This is a genomic window from Polaribacter marinivivus, from assembly GCF_042651285.1.
Lineage (GTDB): Bacteria > Bacteroidota > Bacteroidia > Flavobacteriales > Flavobacteriaceae > Polaribacter > Polaribacter marinivivus.
Genome location: NZ_JBHSCY010000001.1, coordinates 1,249,113 through 1,269,706 on the forward strand (window position 1 = coordinate 1,249,113; position 20,594 = coordinate 1,269,706).

Annotated in this window: 21 protein-coding genes; 15 read left to right on the plus strand and 6 right to left on the minus strand. The window is 29.2% G+C overall.

From position 1 onward, the window contains the following. Nucleotides 1–5: 5 nt before the first annotated feature. Genes ACFOWD_RS05880 through ACFOWD_RS05890 form a run of 3 tightly spaced genes read right to left on the minus strand, consistent with a single transcriptional unit; the run spans nt 6 to nt 3,772 of the window. Nucleotides 6–1,457, minus strand: a complete 1,452-nt coding sequence (locus ACFOWD_RS05880; RefSeq protein WP_377408892.1) for a flavin-containing monooxygenase — start codon at nt 1,455–1,457, stop codon at nt 6–8. Beyond that, nucleotides 1,454–1,870 (minus strand): DUF4174 domain-containing protein, encoded by a 417-nt coding sequence (locus ACFOWD_RS05885; protein WP_377408894.1) that lies wholly within the window; start codon nt 1,868–1,870, stop codon nt 1,454–1,456. Before ACFOWD_RS05885 ends, ACFOWD_RS05880 begins: the two co-directional genes overlap by 4 nt. Next, entirely contained in the window at nt 1,871–3,772 is a 1,902-nt protein-coding gene (locus tag ACFOWD_RS05890) for a CocE/NonD family hydrolase (RefSeq protein ID WP_377408896.1), read from the minus strand. Nucleotides 3,773–3,877: 105 nt separating this feature from the next. Between ACFOWD_RS05890 and ACFOWD_RS05895 the strand changes: the two genes are divergently transcribed. Then, on the plus strand, nt 3,878–4,615 hold the full coding sequence (locus tag ACFOWD_RS05895; RefSeq protein WP_377408899.1) for a DJ-1/PfpI family protein: 738 nt from the start codon (nt 3,878–3,880) through the stop codon (nt 4,613–4,615). Nucleotides 4,616–4,654: 39 nt separating this feature from the next. Next, nucleotides 4,655–6,616: a YgiQ family radical SAM protein gene (locus ACFOWD_RS05900; RefSeq protein WP_377408901.1), complete on the plus strand. Its 1,962-nt coding sequence runs from the start codon at nt 4,655–4,657 to the stop codon at nt 6,614–6,616. 57 nt (nt 6,617–6,673) lie between these two features. On the opposite strand, the gene ACFOWD_RS05905 is transcribed toward ACFOWD_RS05900, so the two are convergent. Continuing rightward, the gene (locus tag ACFOWD_RS05905) at nt 6,674–7,729 is read right to left on the minus strand and encodes a branched-chain amino acid aminotransferase (RefSeq protein ID WP_377408903.1); all 1,056 of its coding nucleotides are present in this window, start codon (nt 7,727–7,729) and stop codon (nt 6,674–6,676) included. Nucleotides 7,730–7,848: 119 nt separating this feature from the next. Here ACFOWD_RS05905 and ACFOWD_RS05910 point away from each other — a divergent pair, with 119 nt between their 5' ends. The 8 genes from ACFOWD_RS05910 to ACFOWD_RS05945 all read left to right on the plus strand — a co-directional run bounded on the left by ACFOWD_RS05910 (nt 7,849) and on the right by ACFOWD_RS05945 (nt 12,881). Further along, on the plus strand, nt 7,849–8,361 hold the full coding sequence (locus ACFOWD_RS05910; RefSeq protein WP_377408905.1) for a DUF4920 domain-containing protein: 513 nt from the start codon (nt 7,849–7,851) through the stop codon (nt 8,359–8,361). A gap of 71 nt (nt 8,362–8,432) precedes the next feature. Further along, nucleotides 8,433–9,119 carry a tRNA (5-methylaminomethyl-2-thiouridine)(34)-methyltransferase MnmD gene (gene mnmD / locus ACFOWD_RS05915; RefSeq protein WP_377408906.1) on the plus strand — a complete coding sequence of 229 codons (687 nt, stop codon included), beginning with the start codon at nt 8,433–8,435 and terminating at the stop codon, nt 9,117–9,119. Then, nucleotides 9,120–9,251, plus strand: a complete 132-nt coding sequence (locus ACFOWD_RS05920) for a hypothetical protein (RefSeq protein ID WP_298991836.1) — start codon at nt 9,120–9,122, stop codon at nt 9,249–9,251. A gap of 8 nt (nt 9,252–9,259) precedes the next feature. After that, complete coding sequence (ruvC, locus tag ACFOWD_RS05925) at nt 9,260–9,814, plus strand: crossover junction endodeoxyribonuclease RuvC (protein WP_298991838.1); 555 nt, start codon at nt 9,260–9,262, stop codon at nt 9,812–9,814. Continuing rightward, nucleotides 9,811–10,944 (plus strand): radical SAM family heme chaperone HemW, encoded by a 1,134-nt coding sequence (gene hemW, locus ACFOWD_RS05930; RefSeq protein WP_377408909.1) that lies wholly within the window; start codon nt 9,811–9,813, stop codon nt 10,942–10,944. Before ruvC ends, hemW begins: the two co-directional genes overlap by 4 nt. 10 nt (nt 10,945–10,954) lie before the next feature. Continuing rightward, on the plus strand, nt 10,955–11,704 hold the full coding sequence (locus ACFOWD_RS05935) for a cyclase family protein (protein WP_377408911.1): 750 nt from the start codon (nt 10,955–10,957) through the stop codon (nt 11,702–11,704). Then, nucleotides 11,705–12,643: an alpha/beta fold hydrolase gene (locus ACFOWD_RS05940; protein WP_377408913.1), complete on the plus strand. Its 939-nt coding sequence runs from the start codon at nt 11,705–11,707 to the stop codon at nt 12,641–12,643. Next, entirely contained in the window at nt 12,636–12,881 is a 246-nt protein-coding gene (locus tag ACFOWD_RS05945; protein WP_377408915.1) for a hypothetical protein, read from the plus strand. The genes ACFOWD_RS05940 and ACFOWD_RS05945 overlap by 8 nt, the downstream gene beginning before the upstream one ends. Nucleotides 12,882–12,883: 2 nt before the next feature. Here the strand turns inward: ACFOWD_RS05945 and ACFOWD_RS05950 are convergent, their stop codons facing one another. Further along, nucleotides 12,884–13,864, minus strand: a complete 981-nt coding sequence (locus ACFOWD_RS05950) for a magnesium and cobalt transport protein CorA (RefSeq protein ID WP_298991850.1) — start codon at nt 13,862–13,864, stop codon at nt 12,884–12,886. Nucleotides 13,865–13,919: 55 nt separating this feature from the next. Here ACFOWD_RS05950 and ACFOWD_RS05955 point away from each other — a divergent pair, with 55 nt between their 5' ends. Continuing rightward, nucleotides 13,920–14,288, plus strand: a complete 369-nt coding sequence (locus ACFOWD_RS05955) for an MmcQ/YjbR family DNA-binding protein (protein ID WP_377408917.1) — start codon at nt 13,920–13,922, stop codon at nt 14,286–14,288. Here the strand turns inward: ACFOWD_RS05955 and ACFOWD_RS05960 are convergent. Further along, entirely contained in the window at nt 14,283–15,122 is an 840-nt protein-coding gene (locus ACFOWD_RS05960; protein WP_377408919.1) for an AraC family transcriptional regulator, read from the minus strand. The genes ACFOWD_RS05955 and ACFOWD_RS05960 overlap by 6 nt on opposite strands. A gap of 157 nt (nt 15,123–15,279) precedes the next feature. On the opposite strand from ACFOWD_RS05960, the gene ACFOWD_RS05965 reads away from it, so the two are divergent. From ACFOWD_RS05965 to ACFOWD_RS05980, 4 genes are read left to right on the plus strand one after another with little or no spacing between them, the layout of a single operon-like run. Beyond that, complete coding sequence (locus tag ACFOWD_RS05965; protein WP_377408920.1) at nt 15,280–16,236, plus strand: dihydrodipicolinate synthase family protein; 957 nt, start codon at nt 15,280–15,282, stop codon at nt 16,234–16,236. A 33-nt stretch (nt 16,237–16,269) separates the two neighbouring features. Continuing rightward, the gene (locus tag ACFOWD_RS05970; RefSeq protein WP_377408922.1) at nt 16,270–17,853 is read left to right on the plus strand and encodes an aldehyde dehydrogenase (NADP(+)); all 1,584 of its coding nucleotides are present in this window, start codon (nt 16,270–16,272) and stop codon (nt 17,851–17,853) included. A 3-nt stretch (nt 17,854–17,856) separates the two neighbouring features. After that, complete coding sequence (locus ACFOWD_RS05975; protein ID WP_377408924.1) at nt 17,857–19,590, plus strand: DUF885 domain-containing protein; 1,734 nt, start codon at nt 17,857–17,859, stop codon at nt 19,588–19,590. Continuing rightward, nucleotides 19,583–20,593 carry a 4-hydroxyproline epimerase gene (locus ACFOWD_RS05980; RefSeq protein WP_377408926.1) on the plus strand — a complete coding sequence of 337 codons (1,011 nt, stop codon included), beginning with the start codon at nt 19,583–19,585 and terminating at the stop codon, nt 20,591–20,593. Before ACFOWD_RS05975 ends, ACFOWD_RS05980 begins: the two co-directional genes overlap by 8 nt. Nucleotide 20,594: the final 1 nt, after the last annotated feature.

Consider the following 20,594-nt stretch of genomic DNA (forward strand, 5'->3'; position numbering starts at 1 on the left):
GAGAATTATCTAAACTCGATGCGCTTATCTCTAACTGAATTTATTCTTAAAACTTTATAATCCAAAATATAGTTTTGGTATAATCTCCAAGGAAACCTGTCTCCTTGTTTTGGTAAAATATCTTTTGCTCTGTGTATATAACCTGAATCTAAATTTATAAGTGGTAATTCACCTAGATTTTCTTCAATAACTTTTGCTTTTATAGATTTCAGTTTGTTCTTCTCCATAAACTTTAATACTCTAGAAATATATTCACTTGTTAAATCACTTTTTAATGTCCAAGAGGCATTTGTATAACCAGCAAAAACAAAAAAGTTAGGTAACTCACTTAGCATTAAGCCTTTGTAAATAAATTGTTTGGTTATATTAAAGGGTTTGTTGTTTAAAGAAATTTTTGCACCACCAAAAGGTAATAATTTTAATCCTGTAGCACTAATAATAATATCTGCCTCTAAAATTTTGCCAGAAGATAGTTTTATACCATTCTCAACAAAAGTATCTATGGTGTCTGTAACTACATTTGCTTTACCTTTTTTTATGGCTTTAAAAAAATCTCCATCTGGTACTAAACAAAAACGTTGATCCCAAGGTCTATAGTTTGGCGAAAAGTGAGGTGCTATAGGAAAATCATTTCCTAATTCTTTTTTAATTCCTTTTAAAATGAATTTCTTCATCATATTTGGGTATTTTCTACAAAGATTATAGAAAATCATATCAGCTAAAATATTTTTTGCTCTAACTATGGTGTGTGCAATTTTACTTGGTAAAATTCGTTTAATAAATTTTGCGATTTTATCTTTATTAGGCAATGCAGCTATATAAGTTGGTGTTCTTTGTAACATGGTTACAGTATCTACATCTTCTGCTATTTTAGGTACTATTGTAACTGCCGTAGCTCCACTTCCAATAACAACAACTTTTTTATTTTTATAATCTAAAGAAGTGTCCCATTTTTGTGGATGTAAAAAAGTTCCTTTAAAATCTTCTAAACCTTTAAATTCTGGAGTATAACCATGGTCGTAATTATAATAACCACTTGCGTTAAAAATAAATTGAGAGGTGTATTCTAATTCTTCTTTTGTTTTAGGATTTATAGTTTTTAGTGTCCATAAATTATTTTCTTCATCAAAATTATAACTAACTACTTTTTGATTGAATTTAATTTTGTCCTTAACATTATATTCTTCTGTAGCTTGATGTAAATACCTTAAAATTGATGGAGCATCTGCAAAAGATTTGTCATCATCCCAAGTTTTAAAAGAATATCCAAAAGTGTACATATCTGAGTCTGAACGAATGCCTGGGTACTTAAATAAACTCCAAGTACCACCAATTTCTTCTCTTGCTTCTAAAATAATATAACTCTTGTTTTTATTTTTACGTTCTAAGTGACATGCTGCTCCAATACCAGATAAACCAGCTCCAATAATTATAATATCTTGGTTCATTCTTTTCATTTATTTCTTATTTCATTTCTTCTCATTGGCATACCATCAATTATTGTAAATAGTTTTTTAGTTGATAATAATGAGGTTTGTTCTAATTTTATACCTCCATCTAAACCAATTAAAACTACTTTAAAGTTTTCTGATTCTGTTTTGTATTTACTCTTTTTTAAAGAAGATAAAAGCCACTTTGAATCAAAATTTATAGAGTATTGATCTTTTACAAATTGATAAATAATGAGTTTTCTTTCTGTTAACCCTTTTTTTTCTTTTAATAAATTACTGATTTGTTTATTAAAAATTTCATCATTTTTTATATGAGTAAATACCAAAAGTACCCTGTTTTCCCATTTGTGTTTTTTAACGTCTTGAGAATAAGACGAAAATACAAAAGAAAAGATGCAAAAAAATATGATTTTTGTCATTTATTTTAAAACTGAAAATTCGATTTTAGAATCTGTAAACACAGTATGAGTCTGTGTTTTAAAGTCTTTTTCATCTGCTTTATAAATATTGTCTACATAAGTTTGAGGATTTAAATCTATCAATGGAAACCAAGTACTTTGAACTTGAATTTGAAGTTTATGCCCTTTTTTAAATGTGTGGAAAACATCTTGTAATTTAATATTTACATCTGTTTTTTTATTAGGTACAAAAGGTTCAGGTTTCTCAAAACTATTTCTAAATCGTCCTCTTAAAACTTCGCTTCTTACCATTAAATGATAGTTACTCATTTTTAAGTGGTCTTGTAAACCTTCATTATTTTCTTCTGCATCAGCAGGATGTACATCTATCACTTTTACAATCCAATCTGCAGCTGTTCCAGTAGTTGCTACTTTTAATTTTGCTAAAATATCACCTGCGAGTGTATAATCTTCAGTCAAAACATCAGTTTCAAAAACCAAAACATCTGGTCTTCTAGCTGCAAAACGTTGATCATCTGTCATGTATTTTCTTGGCGTAAAAACGGTTTTTATATCTTCTGAATAAGGCACAGGACGTTTTACATCACTTATAAAATTAATTTTTGATGATGTTGTTACGTCTTGAGTTAATTTCTGATTTTCAGATAAAAACCAATCTTCTTTAACCACATTTTTAGGAGGCCAAGCATCATACGATTTCCATTCTAGTTTTCCAGAATCAAAAACATAAGCTTCAGGTAAACCTGAATTTTTATCTCCTTCACCTTTTAAGAAATGATTAAAAAATTTGGTTTCTATTTGTGTTTGATAATTCAATGATATAGAATCTCCAAAATAGTAATTACCAACATAATTTTTTACACCAGAACTTGCCCATTTTCCATGATCCCAAGGTCCAAAAACTAAGGTGTTATAATTGTCTTTGCCATGTTTTTCTATGCCTTTATAAGTTTCTAAAGGACCATATAAATCTTCTGCATCAAACCAACCACCAACAATCATAGTAGCTACAGAGCTAGGAACTTTATCCATATGTTGTATAATACCTTTGCTTTTCCAAACTGAGTCGTAATTAGGATGTTCTACGATTTCTTTCCAGAAAAAATCATCAATTTTTTCTTTAGATGTTGTTGCATTGACATCTAATTTATCATATTGAAAAAATTCATTCAGGTTTTTTAAAGGACCTTTGTCTAAGAAAAATTGGTATTGATCTTGTGTTTTCATTTCTGGAAAAGAGTACCATGCAGAATCTGTTGGAGTATCTTTATAAGTTCCAAATAATGAAATTGCTCTAAAATAACTTAATAAAAAAGCTCCATTATGATGAAAATCATCAAAGAAAAAATCACCTATACAAGCTTGTGGAGAAGCTGCTTTTAAAGCTGGGTGAGCATCAATAGTAGAAACTGTAGCATAATGTCCAGGATAAGAAATACCCCAAGTACCTACTTTACCATTATTATTCTCAACATTTTTTACTAGCCAATCAATGGTATCATAAGTATCAGAAACTTCATCACTTTCATTTTCTTTTTTATTTGGTATGTACGCACGCATATTGTCATAAACACCCTCACTCATCCATCTACCTCTAACATCTTGATAAACAATAATATTTCCTTCTTTCATTAAATGCACATTAGGCCCAATTTTAGTTCTCATTTCTTTTCCATAAGGTCTAGAACTATAAGGTGTTCTTTGCATTAGTATTGGGTATTCTTTAGAAGTGTCTTTTGGTGAATAAATGGTAGTGTGTAATTTTATTCCATCTCGCATATCAATGTCTACCTCTTGTTTTGTATAATTATCAATAACATAAGTATCTTTTGTTTCATTTGTTTTTTTACAAGAAGTTAAAGCAAATAAGCTTACAAATAGGATAAAGAAAATTTTTCTCATAATTAAGTTTTGGTAGTTTCCATAAAATTACAAAATATTAAAAAGACTTATCGATTAAGATTGTTAAAATGATTTTGATATTTTTATGTCTTTAATAATAGATTTATGAAAAATGCTTTTCTAATAGTGTTGATTTTAATTTTAGGCTGTCAATCAAAAAAAACAGAAATTAAACATGAAATACTTACCCAAAAAGTTGATAAGTATAAAAACATAGTTTCAGGTAGATTTAATGTTGCTTTTTTAATTATGGATGGAACCTATAATACAGAATTAACTGCACCTTTTGATATTTTTCAGCATACTATTTTTAGAGAAAATATAAAAGCAATGAATGTATTTACTGTTGCAAATACAGATAAGTCCATAACTACTTTTGAAGGGATGAAAATAACTCCTGATTTTAATTATACAAAAGATGTTTTGCCTAAAATTGATATTTTAGTGATACCCTCTGCTGAACATCATTTAGATACAGATTTAGAAGACGAAGTTATGATACGTTTTGTGCAAAAAGTAGATAAAGAAGCGACTTTTATGACTAGTCATTGTGATGGTGCTTTTGTATTAGCGAAAGCTGGATTATTAGAAGGTAAAGTTGCTACTACTTTTCCTTCAGATATTGACAAAATGAGAGTTAGTTTTCCAGATTTAGACATTAGAAAAGATGTTTTATTTGTGCATGATGATAAGTACATTACTTCTGCTGGAGGTGCAAAATCATTTGAAGCAGCTTTGTATTTAACAGAATACTTGTATGGAGTTGATATTGCAAAAAGTTTAGCAAAAGGTTTGGTAATTGATTGGGATTTAGAAGAAATTCCTCATTTAGTTGTTAAATAGTTTTACTTCTCATTTTAAAATGATGTATTTTTGCAAAATATGCAAGAAACAAAAAAACATCAATTAACAGATTGGTTACCAACTACTAAACGTGAAGTAAAAATACGTGGTTGGGAAGAGTTAGATGTTATTTTATTTAGTGGAGATGCTTATGTAGATCATCCTTCTTTTGGACCTGCTGTTATTGGTCGTATTTTAGAAAGTTATGGTTTGCGAGTAGCAATTGTGCCTCAACCCAGTGTAAATGATAATTTGCAGGATTTCGAAAAATTAGGAAAACCAAGATTATTTTTCGCAGCTACAGGTGGTTGTATGGATCCAATGGTTTCTAATTATACAGCAAGCAAAAAAAGAAGAGATAAAGATGCCTATACTCCAAATGGAGATAAAGGGTTTAGACCAGATTATGCAACATCTGTTTACTCAAAAATATTAAAAGAAAAATTTCCAGATGTACCTGTTTTAATTGGTGGTATAGAAGCTTCTTTAAGGCGTGTTACTCATTATGATTATTGGTCAGATAAACTATTGCCAACTATTTTAGAAACCTCTAAAGCAGATATGTTGGTGTATGGAATGGGTGAACAGCCTTTACGTGAAATCGTAGAACTATTACAAAAAGGAGTGCCTTTTTCTTCTTTAAAAAATATTAAACAAACTGCAGTTTTAATCAATGAAAAAGAAGAGAAAATTCCTGTAGTAAAGAATTGGGAAGATGTAGAAATTAACTCTCATGAAGCTTGTTTAGCAGATAAAAAAACGTTTGCCTCTAATTTTAAAGTTATAGAGCAAGAGTCTAATAAATTAAAAGCAAGAAGAATTTTCCAAAAAGTAGGAGACAAGACTTTGGTAATAAATCCTCCTTTTCCAACAATGACAGAAGCAGAAATTGATGGTTCTTTTGATTTACCATATACTAGACTTCCTCATCCAAAATATGACAAAAGAGGTCCTATACCTGCTTTTGAAATGATTAAATTCTCCATTAATATCCATAGAGGATGTTTTGGTGGTTGTAGCTTTTGTACGATTTCTGCACATCAAGGAAAATTTATTGCAAGTAGAAGTCAAGAGTCTATTTTAAAAGAAGTAGATAAAGTTGCAAATATGCCAGATTTTAAAGGCTATTTATCTGATATTGGTGGTCCTTCTGCAAATATGTATCAAATGAAAGGGAAGGTTCAAGAAATTTGTGACAAGTGTGTTGCGCCTTCTTGTATATCACCCGTAATTTGTTCAAACCTAGATACTTCTCATAAACCACTTACAGAGTTATATCAAGCAGTTGATAAGCATCCAAAAGTAAAAAAATCTTTTATTGGAAGTGGGATAAGGCATGATATGTTAGTGCCAGAGTTTAATAAAAATGCTGATGCTAAAGAGTTAGATGCTTATACAGAAGAAGTAATGACCAAACATGTTTCAGGTCGTTTAAAAGTGGCTCCAGAGCATACTTCTGATCCTGTTTTAAAATTAATGCGTAAACCTTCGTTTACTTATTTTCATAAGTTTAAAGAACGTTTTGATAAAATCAACTTAAAAAAGAAACTGAACTTACAGTTGATTCCTTATTTTATATCAAGTCATCCTGCAAGCGAATTAGAAGATATGGCAAATCTAGCTGCAGAAACTAAAGACATGGGCTTTCAGTTAGAACAAGTGCAAGGTTTTACACCTACACCTATGACAGTGGCTACAGTTATTTACTATTCAGGTTATCATCCTTACACTTTAAAAGAAGTAAGAACACCTAAAACACGTCAAGAAAAACTTGATCAACACAAATTTTTCTTTTGGTACAAAAAAGAAAATAGAAAGTGGATTAAAGATAAACTCACAAAAGTTGGACGCTCTGATTTAGTGAATAGATTATTGCCTAATAGTGACACAACTTGGCGAAAGAAAAAAGATTTAAAACCTGTTAAACATACATTTGATGATGCAATACCTTTTAACAGAAGAAAAAATAAAGTAAAAAGAAGTTCTAAAAAAAGAAGATAACATAAAAAAACTCACTAAGTAATTAGTGAGTTTTTTTATGTTATATATTATTCAAAATTATATCATAACTCTCCAACCATAAGGGTCTTCTGTTTTATTTGTTTGAATATCAGTAATTAATTTTTTTAATTGAGATGCATATGGATTTTCTAAAACTGGTAAATCAAAATCATCTTCTTTATAACCAAAACCTGCAATAGGAGAAATAACAGCAGCTGTTCCTGCTCCAAACATTTCTTTTAAGTTTCCGTTTTTTGCAGCTTCTACAACTTCTGTAACAGAAATTTTACGTACTTCTGTTTTAATTCCATTGTCTTCAGCAATTTGTAAAATACTTTTACGAGTAACACCATCTAAGATTCTGTCACTTGTTGGGCTAGTTAGTAAAGTATCATTTATTCTCACAAAAATATTCATAGCACCAGCTTCTTCAATATATTCATGAGTATTATCGTCTGTCCAAATAACTTGGTTATATCCTTTTTCTATTGCTAATTGAGTAGGGTAAAACTGTGCAGCATAATTACCACCAGCTTTAGCAAAACCAACACCACCATTAGCAGCTCTTGCATAATTTTCTTCTATTAAAACTTTTACTTTACCACCAAAATAAGCTCCAGAAGGTGCAGTACAAACAACAAATTTATAGGCATCTGCAGGAGAAGCATGAAAACCATTACCAGTTGCAAACATAAATGGTCTAATGTATAAAGAACTACCTTCGTTAGTAGGTATCCAATCACTATCTAATTCTAATAAAGCTTTTAAGCCATCCATAAAAATATCTTCTGGAATTTCAGGAATAACTAATCTTTTAGCAGATTTGTTTAAGCGTTTCCAGTTCTCTTCAGGTCTAAATAACATAATGTTTTCATCTTTGTCTTTGTAGGCTTTCATTCCTTCAAAAATAGACTGCCCATAATGAAATATTTTAGCAGAAGGCATTAAAGAAATAGGTGCAAAAGGTTCAATTTTTGGTGATTGCCATTTACCATTAACAAAATCACAAGTTAACATGTGATCTGAGTATACACTTCCAAAAGGAAGATTATCGAAATCTACAGATGAGATATTAGATTTTTCTACTCTTTTTATTTCTATACTTGTTGTCATTTTTAGTACTCTTTAAGTGCTACAAATGTACATAATTTATTTATTCAAAACTTAAGAAATAAGCCTATTTAACTGTTAATTTTACTACATTTGTAATGAATTCGTTAAATATTTATGAAATGAAAAAAATAGTTCAAATTGTAGTTTTATCTTTAGTAGTATTATTTGGATGTAAAGATGCTGAAACAAAGAAAGAAACTGAGGTTGTCAAAGAAGAAGTAAATCTTAATTTAAAGGCTTTTGGAGAAAAAATTTCAGAAGAAAATGCATTAACATCTGAAGAAATGTTGGCTAAATTTAATAACATGAATGTTGGTGATACAATTCAAGTTAAATTTGCTTCAAAAATAAACGAAGTTTGTTCTAAAAAAGGATGTTGGATGAAACTTCCTTTAGGAGAAGAAACAGAAACAATGGTTCGTTTTAAGGACTATGGTTTTTTTATGCCATTAGATTCTAAAGATAGAGAAGTAATAGTTGAAGGTATTGCCTTTGTAAAAGAAACACCTGTAGATGAATTAAAGCATTATGCAGAAGATGCTGGTAAAAGTGCAGAAGAAATTGCTAAAATTACTGAACCTAAAAAAGAATACGCTTTTGAAGCACATGGTGTTTTAATGAAAGTTGAATAATTAGATAAAAAAACTCCTAGGCTTTTTTTAAATTTTAGGCTAGGAGTTTTTAATTATGACCAAAAAGCATCTTGAAAAGAGAAATATTAATTACTTCAGATGGTTCTACAACCATACATTTACCAGAATGGAATGAGCAATATCATTCTAAACATGGTGCAATTCAAGAAGCAAATCATGTTTTTATTAAACATGGATTAGCATATTTTATCAATTCTGACTTTTACATTAATAGTCATCAAATTTCAATACTAGAAATTGGTTTTGGCACTGGGTTAAATGCATTTATTACATTTTTAGAAACTATAAAACATAGTTTAACTGTTAATTACGTAGGTGTAGAAGCTTATCCTGTTTTAGCTGAAGAAATTAAAAAATTAAATTATGTTGATGAGTTAAATGCCAATCATTTTCAAGACATTTTTGATAAAATACATGATAGTAGTTTGGAAGAAAAACACCAAATTAAAGAGTACTTTTCACTAACTAAAAGAAAGCAGTTTTTTAAAGATATAAAAGATTTAGAGCAATTTGATATTGTTTATTTTGATGCTTTTGGTGCTAGAGTTCAGCCAGAATTATGGACAGAGGCTATTTTTGAAATTATGTTTAAAGCTTTAAAATCAAAAGGAATTTTAGTAACTTATTCAGCTAAAGGAAGTGTTAGAAGAGCTTTACAATCTGTAGGTTTTACAGTAGAAAGATTACCTGGTCCTCCAGGAAAAAGAGAAATGTTAAGAGCCATAAAAAATATATAAATGAAATTTGAAAGAAAATTTGGTAAACGAAAAAGAACAAAATCTAAAAAAGGTCTGTTCTTAGTTCTGTTATTAGCAATAGCTTTATATTTATGGTTTAATGCAGAAACACTTTTAAAATCTCTTTTTTAAACTAATCTTTGGGTGTAGAAAAAATCATATTAGGTATAGATCCTGGAACAACAATTATGGGTTTTGGACTCATAAAAATTGTAGGTAAAAAAATGGAGTTTATTCAAATGAATGAACTACAACTAAAAAAATATGATGATCATTATCTAAAACTAAAACTCATTTTCGAAAGAACAATTGAGCTTATAGATACTTATAACCCAGACGAAATTGCTATAGAAGCACCATTTTTTGGTAAGAATGTACAATCTATGTTAAAGTTAGGTAGAGCACAAGGTGTTGCTATGGCTGCAGGTTTATCGCGCCAAATTCCTATTACAGAATACTTACCTAAAAAAATAAAAATGGCGATAACTGGTAATGGAAATGCTAGTAAAGAACAAGTGGCTTTAATGTTAAAATCGCTTTTAAATTTAAAAACATTACCTAAAAATTTAGATGCAACAGATGGTTTAGCTGCTGCTGTTTGTCATTTTTACAATTCTGGTAAAGTTGTGGGTGGTAAAAGTTATACTGGTTGGGCTAGTTTTGTTAAACAGAATGAAAAAAGAGTAAAAAAGTGAGTGGTATTTACATTCACATACCATTTTGTAAACAAGCTTGTTTCTATTGCGATTTTCATTTTTCTACTTCTTTAAAAAAGAAAGATGAATTAATTTCTTGTATTATAAAAGAAATCGAACTCCGTAAAAATGAGTTAGATAATGAAACTATAGAAACTATTTATTTTGGAGGTGGTACACCAAGCATTTTATCTTTATCTGAAATAAATGGCATTATAGAAGCTGTTTATAATAATCATAAAGTAGTTGATAATCCAGAAATAACTTTAGAGGCAAATCCTGATGATTTGTCAGAAGAAAAAATTATAACGCTCTCGAAATCTGCTATTAATAGATTAAGTATTGGTATCCAATCTTTTTTTGAGTACGATTTAAAATTGATGAATAGAGCTCATAATGCAACAGAAGCAAAAAAATGTTTAGAAATAGCGACACAATATTTTAAAAACATTTCTTTAGATTTAATTTACGGAATTCCAGATTGTAGCAATGAACAATGGAGAGCAAATATTAAAACAGCTTTAGATTTTGGTGTGCCTCATATTTCTAGTTATGCACTTACAGTTGAACCTAAAACTGCTTTAGCAAATTTTATTCAAAAAGGCATCATTAAAAATGTAGATGATGATAAAGCGCAAGAGCAATTTCATATTTTAATAGAAGAATTAGAGAATGCTAATTTTATACATTATGAAACTTCTAATTTTGGAAAAGAAGGTTTTTTTAGTAAAAACAATTCTTCTTATTGGAAAGGAAAATCGTATTTAGGTATTGGCCCTTCTGCCCATTCTTTTGATGGTAAACAACGAAGTTGGAATGTAAGAAATAATGCAAAATATATAAAAGCAATACAAGAAAATAAATTGCCAATAGAAAGAGAAACACTTACAAAAAGAGATCAATATAATGAATATGTTATGACAGGTTTACGCACAATTTGGGGTGTTTCTTTAAATAAAATAAAGAATGATTATGGTATTAAATATTTAGAATATCTAGAAAATCAGGCAAAAAAATATATTCAAGAAGAATTATTGTATCTTGAAAACGAAACATTAAAAACAACTAAAAAAGGTAAATTTTTATCTGATGGTATTGCATCAGATTTATTTATGTTGAACTTATATTAAAATTATTTAATTGAAAGCAATAATAGAATACAATTCAAGAAAAATTGTGATTGATATATCTAAACCAATCGATATTTCAATTGCTATAGATCCAAAAAAGCAAAGTGTAAATGCTTGGTATATAGATAATCCAAAAATAAAACCAGAAAAATTTGATGATTATGAAGTAAGTGTTGCAAATGGAGCTGTAGTTAATTTTAATGGTATAAGTTTTAACCCACATTCACATATTACCCATACAGAATGTGTGGGGCATATTACTAAAGAAGTCCATTCTATAAATCAAAATTTAAAACACTATTTTCATCTTACAGAAGTAGTTACAATTGCCCCTTTGTTTCATAATGGAGATTTTTTAATAGGAGTAAAACAGCTAAAAACAGCGTTAAGAAATAAAAAAAGAGATGCTATTGTAATTCGAACTTTACCCAATTTAGAGGATAAAAAAAGTATGGATTATTCAAATACAAACCCAACCTATTTATCTGAAAAAGCAGCTATTTATTTAAAAGAAAAAGGGATTAAACATCTACTCATAGATTTACCTTCTGTAGATAAAGAAAAAGATGAAGGTAGACTTTTGTCTCATAATGCTTTTTGGAACACAGATGGTAAACTTAGAATGGATGCTACAATAACAGAATTCATATATGTGCCTAATGATGTAGAAGATGGTGAGTACTTATTAAATTTAATGATAGCTCCTTTTGAAAATGATGCTACACCAAGTAAGCCAATTTTGTATGAAATTATAAAATAAGTGAAGAAATTTAGTATTAAGCAGTTACTTTTATATTTAACATATTTGTTATTTATTCTTTATGGTCCTATTTATAGGGATATATCTGTAGATGAATTAAAAGTAGATTATAGTAATAAATACTCAAAATTTATAAATGTAGATAATCTTCAAGTTCATTATAGAATTGAAGGTGAAGGGACACCTATAGTTTTAATTCATGGTACTGCGTCTTCTTTACACACTTGGGATGCTTGGACAGCTGAGTTAAAGAAAACCAACAAAGTAATTAGAATGGATTTACCAGCCTTTGGATTAACAGGGCCTAATGCAACAGCAGACTATTCTATAAAATCTTACACAAACTTTTTAAATAAATTTTTAACTAAAATAGAAATTGATACTTTCTATTTAGCAGGGAATTCTTTAGGAGGAAATATTGCTTGGAACTTTACAGCAGAACATCCTAATAAAGTAAAAAAACTCATTTTAGTAGATGCAAGTGGCTTGCGAACAAACAAACCACAACCTGCTGTTTTTAAATTGGCAAAAACACCATTATTAAGTGATTTGTTTTTATATATAACTCCTAAGTTTTTTATTAAGAAAAACATGAGAGAAGTCTATGCAGACGATACTAAAATTACAGATGAATTAATAACGCGTTATCATAAAATGGCTTTAAGAGATGGTAATAGACAAGCCTTTATAGACAGAGCTAGAATGGATTTTAAATTAGGCTCTAAAGCAAATCTTGAAAAATTAAAAAGCATAAAAACGCTAACATTATTACTTTGGGGAGCTAAAGACAATTGGATTCCTTTAGATAATGGAAAAAGAATGGATAGTGTAATGCAAAACTCTAAGTTGGTAGTTATAGAAAATTCGGGTCATGTACCTATGGAAGAAAATCCTAAGGAGAGTTTGGTTATTCTAAAAAGTTTTTTGAGTAATGAGTAAAAAAGTCAAAAATATTAGGCTTTTATTCATTTCTATATCTTCATTATACATTTTCTTGTATATGGAATTTTCAGAAAGAATTTATAATGTAATAACTTTATTAACAGAAAGTAATTCTGGAAGTGGGTTTGGAATTTATATATTTATAATTATAATAAAGTACTTAATGTTATGTTTTGCTTTGCTATCTATGGTTTTATATATAAAAACAATTTTTAAAAGAGATGAGTCAAGTTAATTCTAAAACCACTTCTTTCTTTTAAAATACCAAACAGCACCTAAGGTAACAACCACCATAACTCCTAATAAAATAAAGTAACCATATTTATATTTTAATTCGGGTATATTTTCGAAATTCATACCATAAATTCCTGCTAAAAAAGTAAGTGGAATAAATATCACAGACAATATAGTCAACGTTTTCATCACCTCATTTAAACGATGACCTTGTATACTAAATATTAAATTTATTTTGCTTTCTAATTCTTGTAATTCAAAATCTATATTAGAAATTAGGTTATTGGTTTGCTCTTTTAATTCACTAAAATATTTAACATCAAATCCTTCAATCTTAATTTTTTCTAATTTTAAAATAGTGTCTTTTAAACTTATGGTTGCCTTTTTAAAGTTGAATAGTTCTTGTTTTCTTTTTTCAACTTTAGCTGTAAATTCTGGTGTGGGTTTTATGTTTTCTGCTTCTAAAATTGTGGCACTTAATTCCGCATTTTTTTGATAAGTATCTTCATAATTATCTACAATAGATTCTAGAATTAAAAACAATAAATAATCGGCTTTTTTACGTCTTACTATACCTTTATTATTTTCTAATCTTTCACGAATCCAATTAAAGTAATCGCCCTCTTTTTCTTGAATACTCCATAAAAATCCAGAAGAAATAATAAAAAACATTTGTTCAGAATCTAATGTTCTGCTTTCGGTTTTTAGAATTCTTGTACTAATAAAAACTAAATCATTTAATAAAATCACTTTGTTAGAATGTTCTTCATCCATAAATAATTTTATCAAAAAGTCGTCTAAATTATTATTAGCAATAATTTCTCTAAAAATTTCTCTAAAATTTAATCCATAGGTATTAAGCCATTCTGTAGATGGTGTGGAATTTGTAAGAATTACATCAAGAATCGAAGTATAACAAGATTTTTCGAAACTTTTTTTAGAATAACTTATTAAGGATGTGTTTTTTAGAAACTCACTTTTCATATTAAAAAATATTGTAAATTTATAGTATAAAGATACTTTTTAAATATTAATATCAATGCAAATAGATGAACTTAGAAATTTTTGTATTGCAAAAAAAGCAGTAACAGAACATTTTCCTTTTGATGATGTTACTTTGGTTTTTAAAGTATTTAATAAAATGTTTGCTTTGGTTGGTTTAGATGCCTGGGAAGCAGGAGAACAAAAAATAAATTTAAAATGTCTGCCAGAAAAAGCTTTTGAATTAAGAGAAGAATATGAAGGTATTAATCCAGGTTGGCATATGAATAAAAAACATTGGAATACATTAACTATAAATAATAGTGATGTTTCTGATGATTTGGTGAGAGAATTAATTAATCATTCTTACGATCAAGTAATAAAAAGCTTTCCTAAAAAGGTTCAAAGAGAGTTAGAAGATTTATAAGTTTCTAAATGTTAAAGGAGTCATTTTTTTTAATTCTTTAAACCTTCTATTAAAATTAGAAATATTATAAAATCCAGCTTTAAAAGCAACATCTACTATAGCCATATCTTTATTAGATTTTAAAATTTTGCATGCATTTTCTATGCGTAATTCAGTTAAATAATTAATGTACGTTTTATTAGTTCTCTTTTTAAAAAATTTACAAAAAGCATTTTTAGTCATATTTGCAACACTAGCAATTTCATCTAAAGAAATTTTTTGATCTGCATTTTTTAATGTGTAATCGAATACTTTCCGCATTCTTTTTCCTTCGGAATCAGATAGTTTTTTTGCATAGGTGTAATTAGAAAGTAAATTAATATCACTTTCTGATAATAATTTTAAAAGCGCTATTAAAATAATAAACCGTTCTAATTTTGTAGCTTTTTTTAGTTTATTGAATATTTCTTTTATTTCTGTTAGTTGAGATGTTACTTGAAAGCCATGTAAAGAATTGACAAAAAAACTTTCAATTTCTTCAAATTCCTCAAGTTTAAAAAACGAAGTTCCAAAAGATTCTTTTGTAAAAAAAAGCGTCAACATTTTAGAGGTTTCATTCTTAGAAGTATCACTTTTAAAAGCATGAGGTACATTACTGCCAATTACAAATACATTTCCTGTATAATAATTTGTAAAACTATTACCAACTAATAAAGTTCCATTTCCTTTTTCTATATAACTAATTTGTATTTCATCATGTTGATGGAGTTTATCATAAAAAACAACCTCTATATCTTCTTGGTAAATAAGAGCGTTATTGTTCGGTTTAGGAATTTTAAACGGATAGACCTTCATTTAAGATTAATGATTAAAAAATTAAAAATAAGTAAATATTATTCTTTTATAGTTATAAAATTCATTAAATGGATAATATAGTATTAAAATTGATTAATTTACTCCTATTTTAAAAGAATTATGAGTTATAAATTTATATCAAACAAATTATAACCAAATGAAAAGTAATTGGGATGGTGTAATGCCTGCAGTTTTTACATGGCTAAAAGAATCAAAATCAGGCACTCTAGAAATTGACTTTGATGAAACACAGAAACAAGCTGCAGAAATTTTAAAAACTCAAGGAAAGGGTGGAAGTAGAATGAGTGGGCTTGTTGGTTCTGGTACTTTGGGTGAAAATAGTTATTTGAGTAATAAACAACGCATTTCTTTACTTAAGTCACTTTCAGAAGTTGCTAAAGAATACAATGTTCCTTTAATTAGTGGAGCTGCTGCAGAGACTAAAGAAGAACTCGCCAAAATAGTTGAAGGACTTGCAACAGTTGGTGTGGATACAGTTATGGTTATGCCCCCAAAAACGAAGACAGTTCCTTCTGATACAGAAATGTACGAGTATTATGTACTTGCTGAAAAAACGGCAAGAGATGTTGGAGTAACAATTATGCCATATAACAATCCAGATGCAGCTGGTTATCATGCAATTTCAACTGAACTTCTATTAAGACTCTCTCAGTTATCAAATGTAACTGCACTAAAAATATCAACTATAGATGTATCAATCATTGAAACACTGATGCTAAAAAATAAAGATTTAAAAATTTTGGCAGGAGTAGATACAGTCACTGTTCATGCAGGTCTTGCTGGTGCTTGTGGTGGAATTACAGGCGTAGGAAATATTTTTCCAAAAGCAAGTGTAACCATGCAAGAATATGTTTTAAAAGGTCAATGGGACAAAGCAAATAAAATTTCACAGGCTTTAAATTCCTTATCGTATTTGGATGCTCAGCCTTTGCTTTTAGAATACCTAAAGCTTGCAATGGGAATTCATCATAATGATGTTGCTGGAGGTCTGCTTACTTTTGGTAAAAAACTAAATCAACATCAAATTGATGATGTCAAAGCAAGATATATTTTGGCAAAAGAAAGATTAGAAGTTTTAGATTTAGTAAGTTGATACTTAAATTAGAAAAATAAAAATTAAATAAAAATGATTACAGGAAAAAATCAAATTGGAAATACACTTTCAGCTACTGGAACAATAACATTCACCACTTATAATCCTGAATTAGATAGAGAAAATGATGTAGTTTTCACAGAAGCTACTCAAGAAGAAATAGAACAAGCTTTATCCTTAGCAACTGATGCTTTCAAAGAGTTTAGAAATGTTTCTGGTAAAAAGAAAGCTGAGTTTTTAAATGCTATTGCTGATGAAATTTTAGCATTAGATGATACTTTAGTAAAAACCTATTGTTCTGAAACAGGCTTGCCAGAAGGAAGAGCAAAAGGAGAAAGAGGAAGAACAGTTGGTCAATTAAGAAGTTTTGCAAATTTAGTTGAAGAAGGTTCTTGGGTAGAAGCAACCATAGATAAAGCACAACCTAACAGAGAACCAATGCCAAAAGCAGATATAAGAAAAATGAATATTCCATTAGGGCCAGTTGTGGTATTTGGTGCAAGTAATTTTCCTTTAGCATATTCTACTGCAGGAGGAGACACTGCTGCAGCTTTAGCTGCAGGTTGTCCTGTAATAGTAAAATCGCATCCTATGCATGCTGGTACTGGAGAATTAGTAGCTTCTGCAATAATAAAAGCGGCCAAAGAAACTGGTATGCCAAATGGTGTTTTTTCTAACCTAAATTCAAGCGGAATAGAAGTAGGCCAGCAATTGGTAGCTAATTCGAAAGTTAAAGCTGTTGGATTTACAGGAAGTATAAAAGGAGGAAGAGCATTATTAGATTTAGCTGCTAAACGTGAAGAACCTATACCTGTTTTTGCAGAAATGGGAAGTATAAATCCTGTTGTTTTGTTGCCAAAAGCGTTAGAAAATAGAGCTGCTGATATTGCAAAAACCTATGCAGGTTCTATCACTTTAGGAACAGGTCAATTTTGTACAAACCCAGGTTTGTTATTAGGGATAAAAAGCAAGGGTTTAACAGATTTTGTTGAACAATTATCTACAGAAATAATAAAAATAGAACCTTCTTGTATGTTACATCCAAACATCAAAAAAGGATATGAAGCAAATAAATCAAAAATTGTTAATGAAGATAAAGTTGAGATAAAAGCTAACTTTACAAGTGATGTACATAATAATTATGCACAACAAGCTGTGGTTACAGTAGAAGGTAAAACTTTTTTAGAAAATCCAACATTACATTTAGAAGTTTTTGGTCCTTTTTCTATGGTAGTTGAGTGTGATAATGAAACTGAATTAGAAACAGTAATTTCTAATTTAGAAGGCCAATTAACAGGAACAATTATTTCTGATGATAATGAATTATCTAGCTATAATATTTTAGTGGATGCACTACAAAATAGAGTAGGTAGAATTATTTTTAATGGAGTGCCAACTGGTGTTGAGGTTTGTGAATCTATGGTTCATGGAGGTCCTTATCCAGCCTCAACTGATAGCAGATTTACGGCTGTTGGAATCAATTCTATAAATCGTTGGGTAAGACCTTTTAGTTACCAAAGTTGGCCAAATCATTTGTTGCCAAAAGAATTACAAAACGAAAATCCATTAGATATTTTTAGATCTATAGATGGAGAAAGAACTAAAGATAAAATTTAAACTATGAAAATTTATAAAATCCTTTTTATAGCTTTTTTCATATTTGCTTCTTGTAATCATAAAGATGAAAAATGTGGTAAATCATCAACTGAATTAGCCTCTTTAATTAAATCTTATGAAGATAGAAAATCTTATGATAGAGATAAATATCCATTAGGATTGTATACTAGAGCGCATTACAAAGCAGAAGCAGATTATGCAGAAAATCAATTACAAAATTTTGCTTGTATTAAAATGGATGACCTTTCTGAAACAGAACAAATTTCTGCAGAATTATTAAAATTTGTGCTTCAAGATAAAATAGATTTTTACAAGTTTGAACGTTTCCTAAATCCTTTATTATCAGATTCTGGATTTCATAGTAGTTTAAATTACCAAATTAGACCTTTAAATAACTATTGGGCTGTAAAGGAATATTTAAAAAAGTTAAATGCTCTTCCAGAGTTTGTGAATCAGCATTTTTTAAATTTAAGAGAAGGTTTAGATAAAGGAGTTTCGCAACCTAAAGTTATTTTTAAAGGATATGAAACTACCTATAATGATCATATTGTAAGTGACTTTAAAAAGAGTCCTTTTTATAAACCTTTTAATAATTTACCTTCAAGCCTAAGTCAAACTCAAAAAGACTCTGTACTAACTGCTGCTAAAAATGTTATAGAGCAAAAAGTAGTTCCAGAATTTAAAAGAATTAAAACTTTTTTTGAAACGGAATATTTTCCAAAAACGAGAACTACTTTAGGAGTTTCAGAAACGCCTAATGGTGCAGCTTACTATCAAAATAGAATTAATTTTTATACGACAAGCACACAATATTCAGCAGAAGATATTCATCAAATAGGATTAAAAGAAGTTGCAAGAATTAAAGCAGAAATGCAAAAAATTATAAAGGAATTAAACTTTAAAGGTTCTTTTGCAGACTTTTTTAAATTCTTAAGAACAGATGAACAATTTTATGCAAAAACACCTAGAGAAATCTTAATGATTGCTAGAGATATGGCTAAAAGAGCAGATGCTCAATTGCCTAAATTTTTTAAAACCTTACCTAGAAAACCTTATGGTGTAGCTCCTGTTCCAGATGCAATTGCTCCAAAATACACAGGAGGACGTTATATAGGGACTTCAAAAAACAGTACAGAACCTGGTTATTACTGGGTAAACACGTACGATTTACCAAGTAGAACACTGTATACTTTACCAGCTTTAACAGTACATGAAGCAGTTCCTGGTCATCATTTACAGGGAAGCTTAAATAATGAACTTGGAGATTCTATTCCTCAATTTCGTAGAAATTTATATTTATCTGCTTATGGTGAAGGTTGGGGTTTGTATTCAGAATTTTTAGCAGACGAAATGGGTATGTACACAACACCATATGAACAATTTGGGAAATATACATACGAAATGTGGAGGGCATGTAGATTGGTGGTTGATACAGGAATACATGCAAAAGGTTGGACACGTGATCAAGTTGTAAAATATATGTCAGAAAATACAGCACTATCATTACACGAAATAAATACAGAAACAGACAGGTATATTTCTTGGCCTGGACAAGCTTTGTCTTATAAAATAGGAGAAATAAAAATAAGAGAACTTCGTAAAAAGGCAGAAACAGAATTAAATGAAAAGTTTGATATCAGAGATTTTCATGAGGTAATCTTAGAGCAAGGCACTGTTACTTTGTCAATCTTAGAAAAAAGAGTTAATAATTACATCAATAATACTTTAAATGAGTAAACATACTTTTGTCTGTGTTGATGCTCACACTTGTGGAAATCCAGTGAGAGTGATAAAAAGTGGTGGCCCTGAATTAATAGGAGCTACTATGAATGAGAAAAGATTACACTTTCTAAAAGAATTCGATTGGATTCGAAAAGGTTTAATGTTTGAACCTAGAGGTCATGATATGATGTCTGGTAGTATTTTATACCCACCTCATCATCCAGAAAACGATTTTGCTATTTTATTTATAGAAACTTCTGGATGTTTGCCTATGTGTGGTCATGGAACAATTGGTACCATTACTATTGCCATAGAAGAAGGTTTAGTAAAACCAAAAACTCCTGGTAAAATAAAAATGGAAGCTCCTGCTGGTTTAGTAGAAATTGAGTATTCGCAAAAGAATAACAAAGTTGAATGGGTAAAACTCACCAACGTAAAAAGTTATTTAGCAGCAGAAAACTTAACAATAGATTGTCCTGAATTAGGAGAACTTACTTTTGATGTTGCTTATGGGGGTAATTTTTATGCGATAATAGATCCACAAAAAAACTTTAGCGGAATTCAAGATTTTACTGCTGCTAAAATTATTCAATATTCTCAAGTATTAAGAGATAAAATAAATGACAAGTATCCTAATAAATTTATACATCCAGAGAAAGAAAGTATAAAAAATGTATCACATTTACTATGGACAGGTAATACAATTCATCCAAATTCAAATGGTAGAAATGCTGTTTTCTATGGAGATAAAGCTATAGATAGAAGTCCTTGTGGAACAGGAACATCTGCACGTTTAGCACAATTGTATGCCAAAGGAAAATTAAAAGTAGGCGAAGAGTTTATTCACGAAAGTTATATAGGAAGTACTTTTGTTGGGAAGATAGAAGAAGAATCAACACTTGGAGATTTTAAAGCAATTATACCAAGCATTAAAGGTTGGGCTAAAATTTATGGTCAAAATACTATTACTATAGATAAAGAAGATGATCCTTATGCTTATGGATTTAGTGTAATTTAAA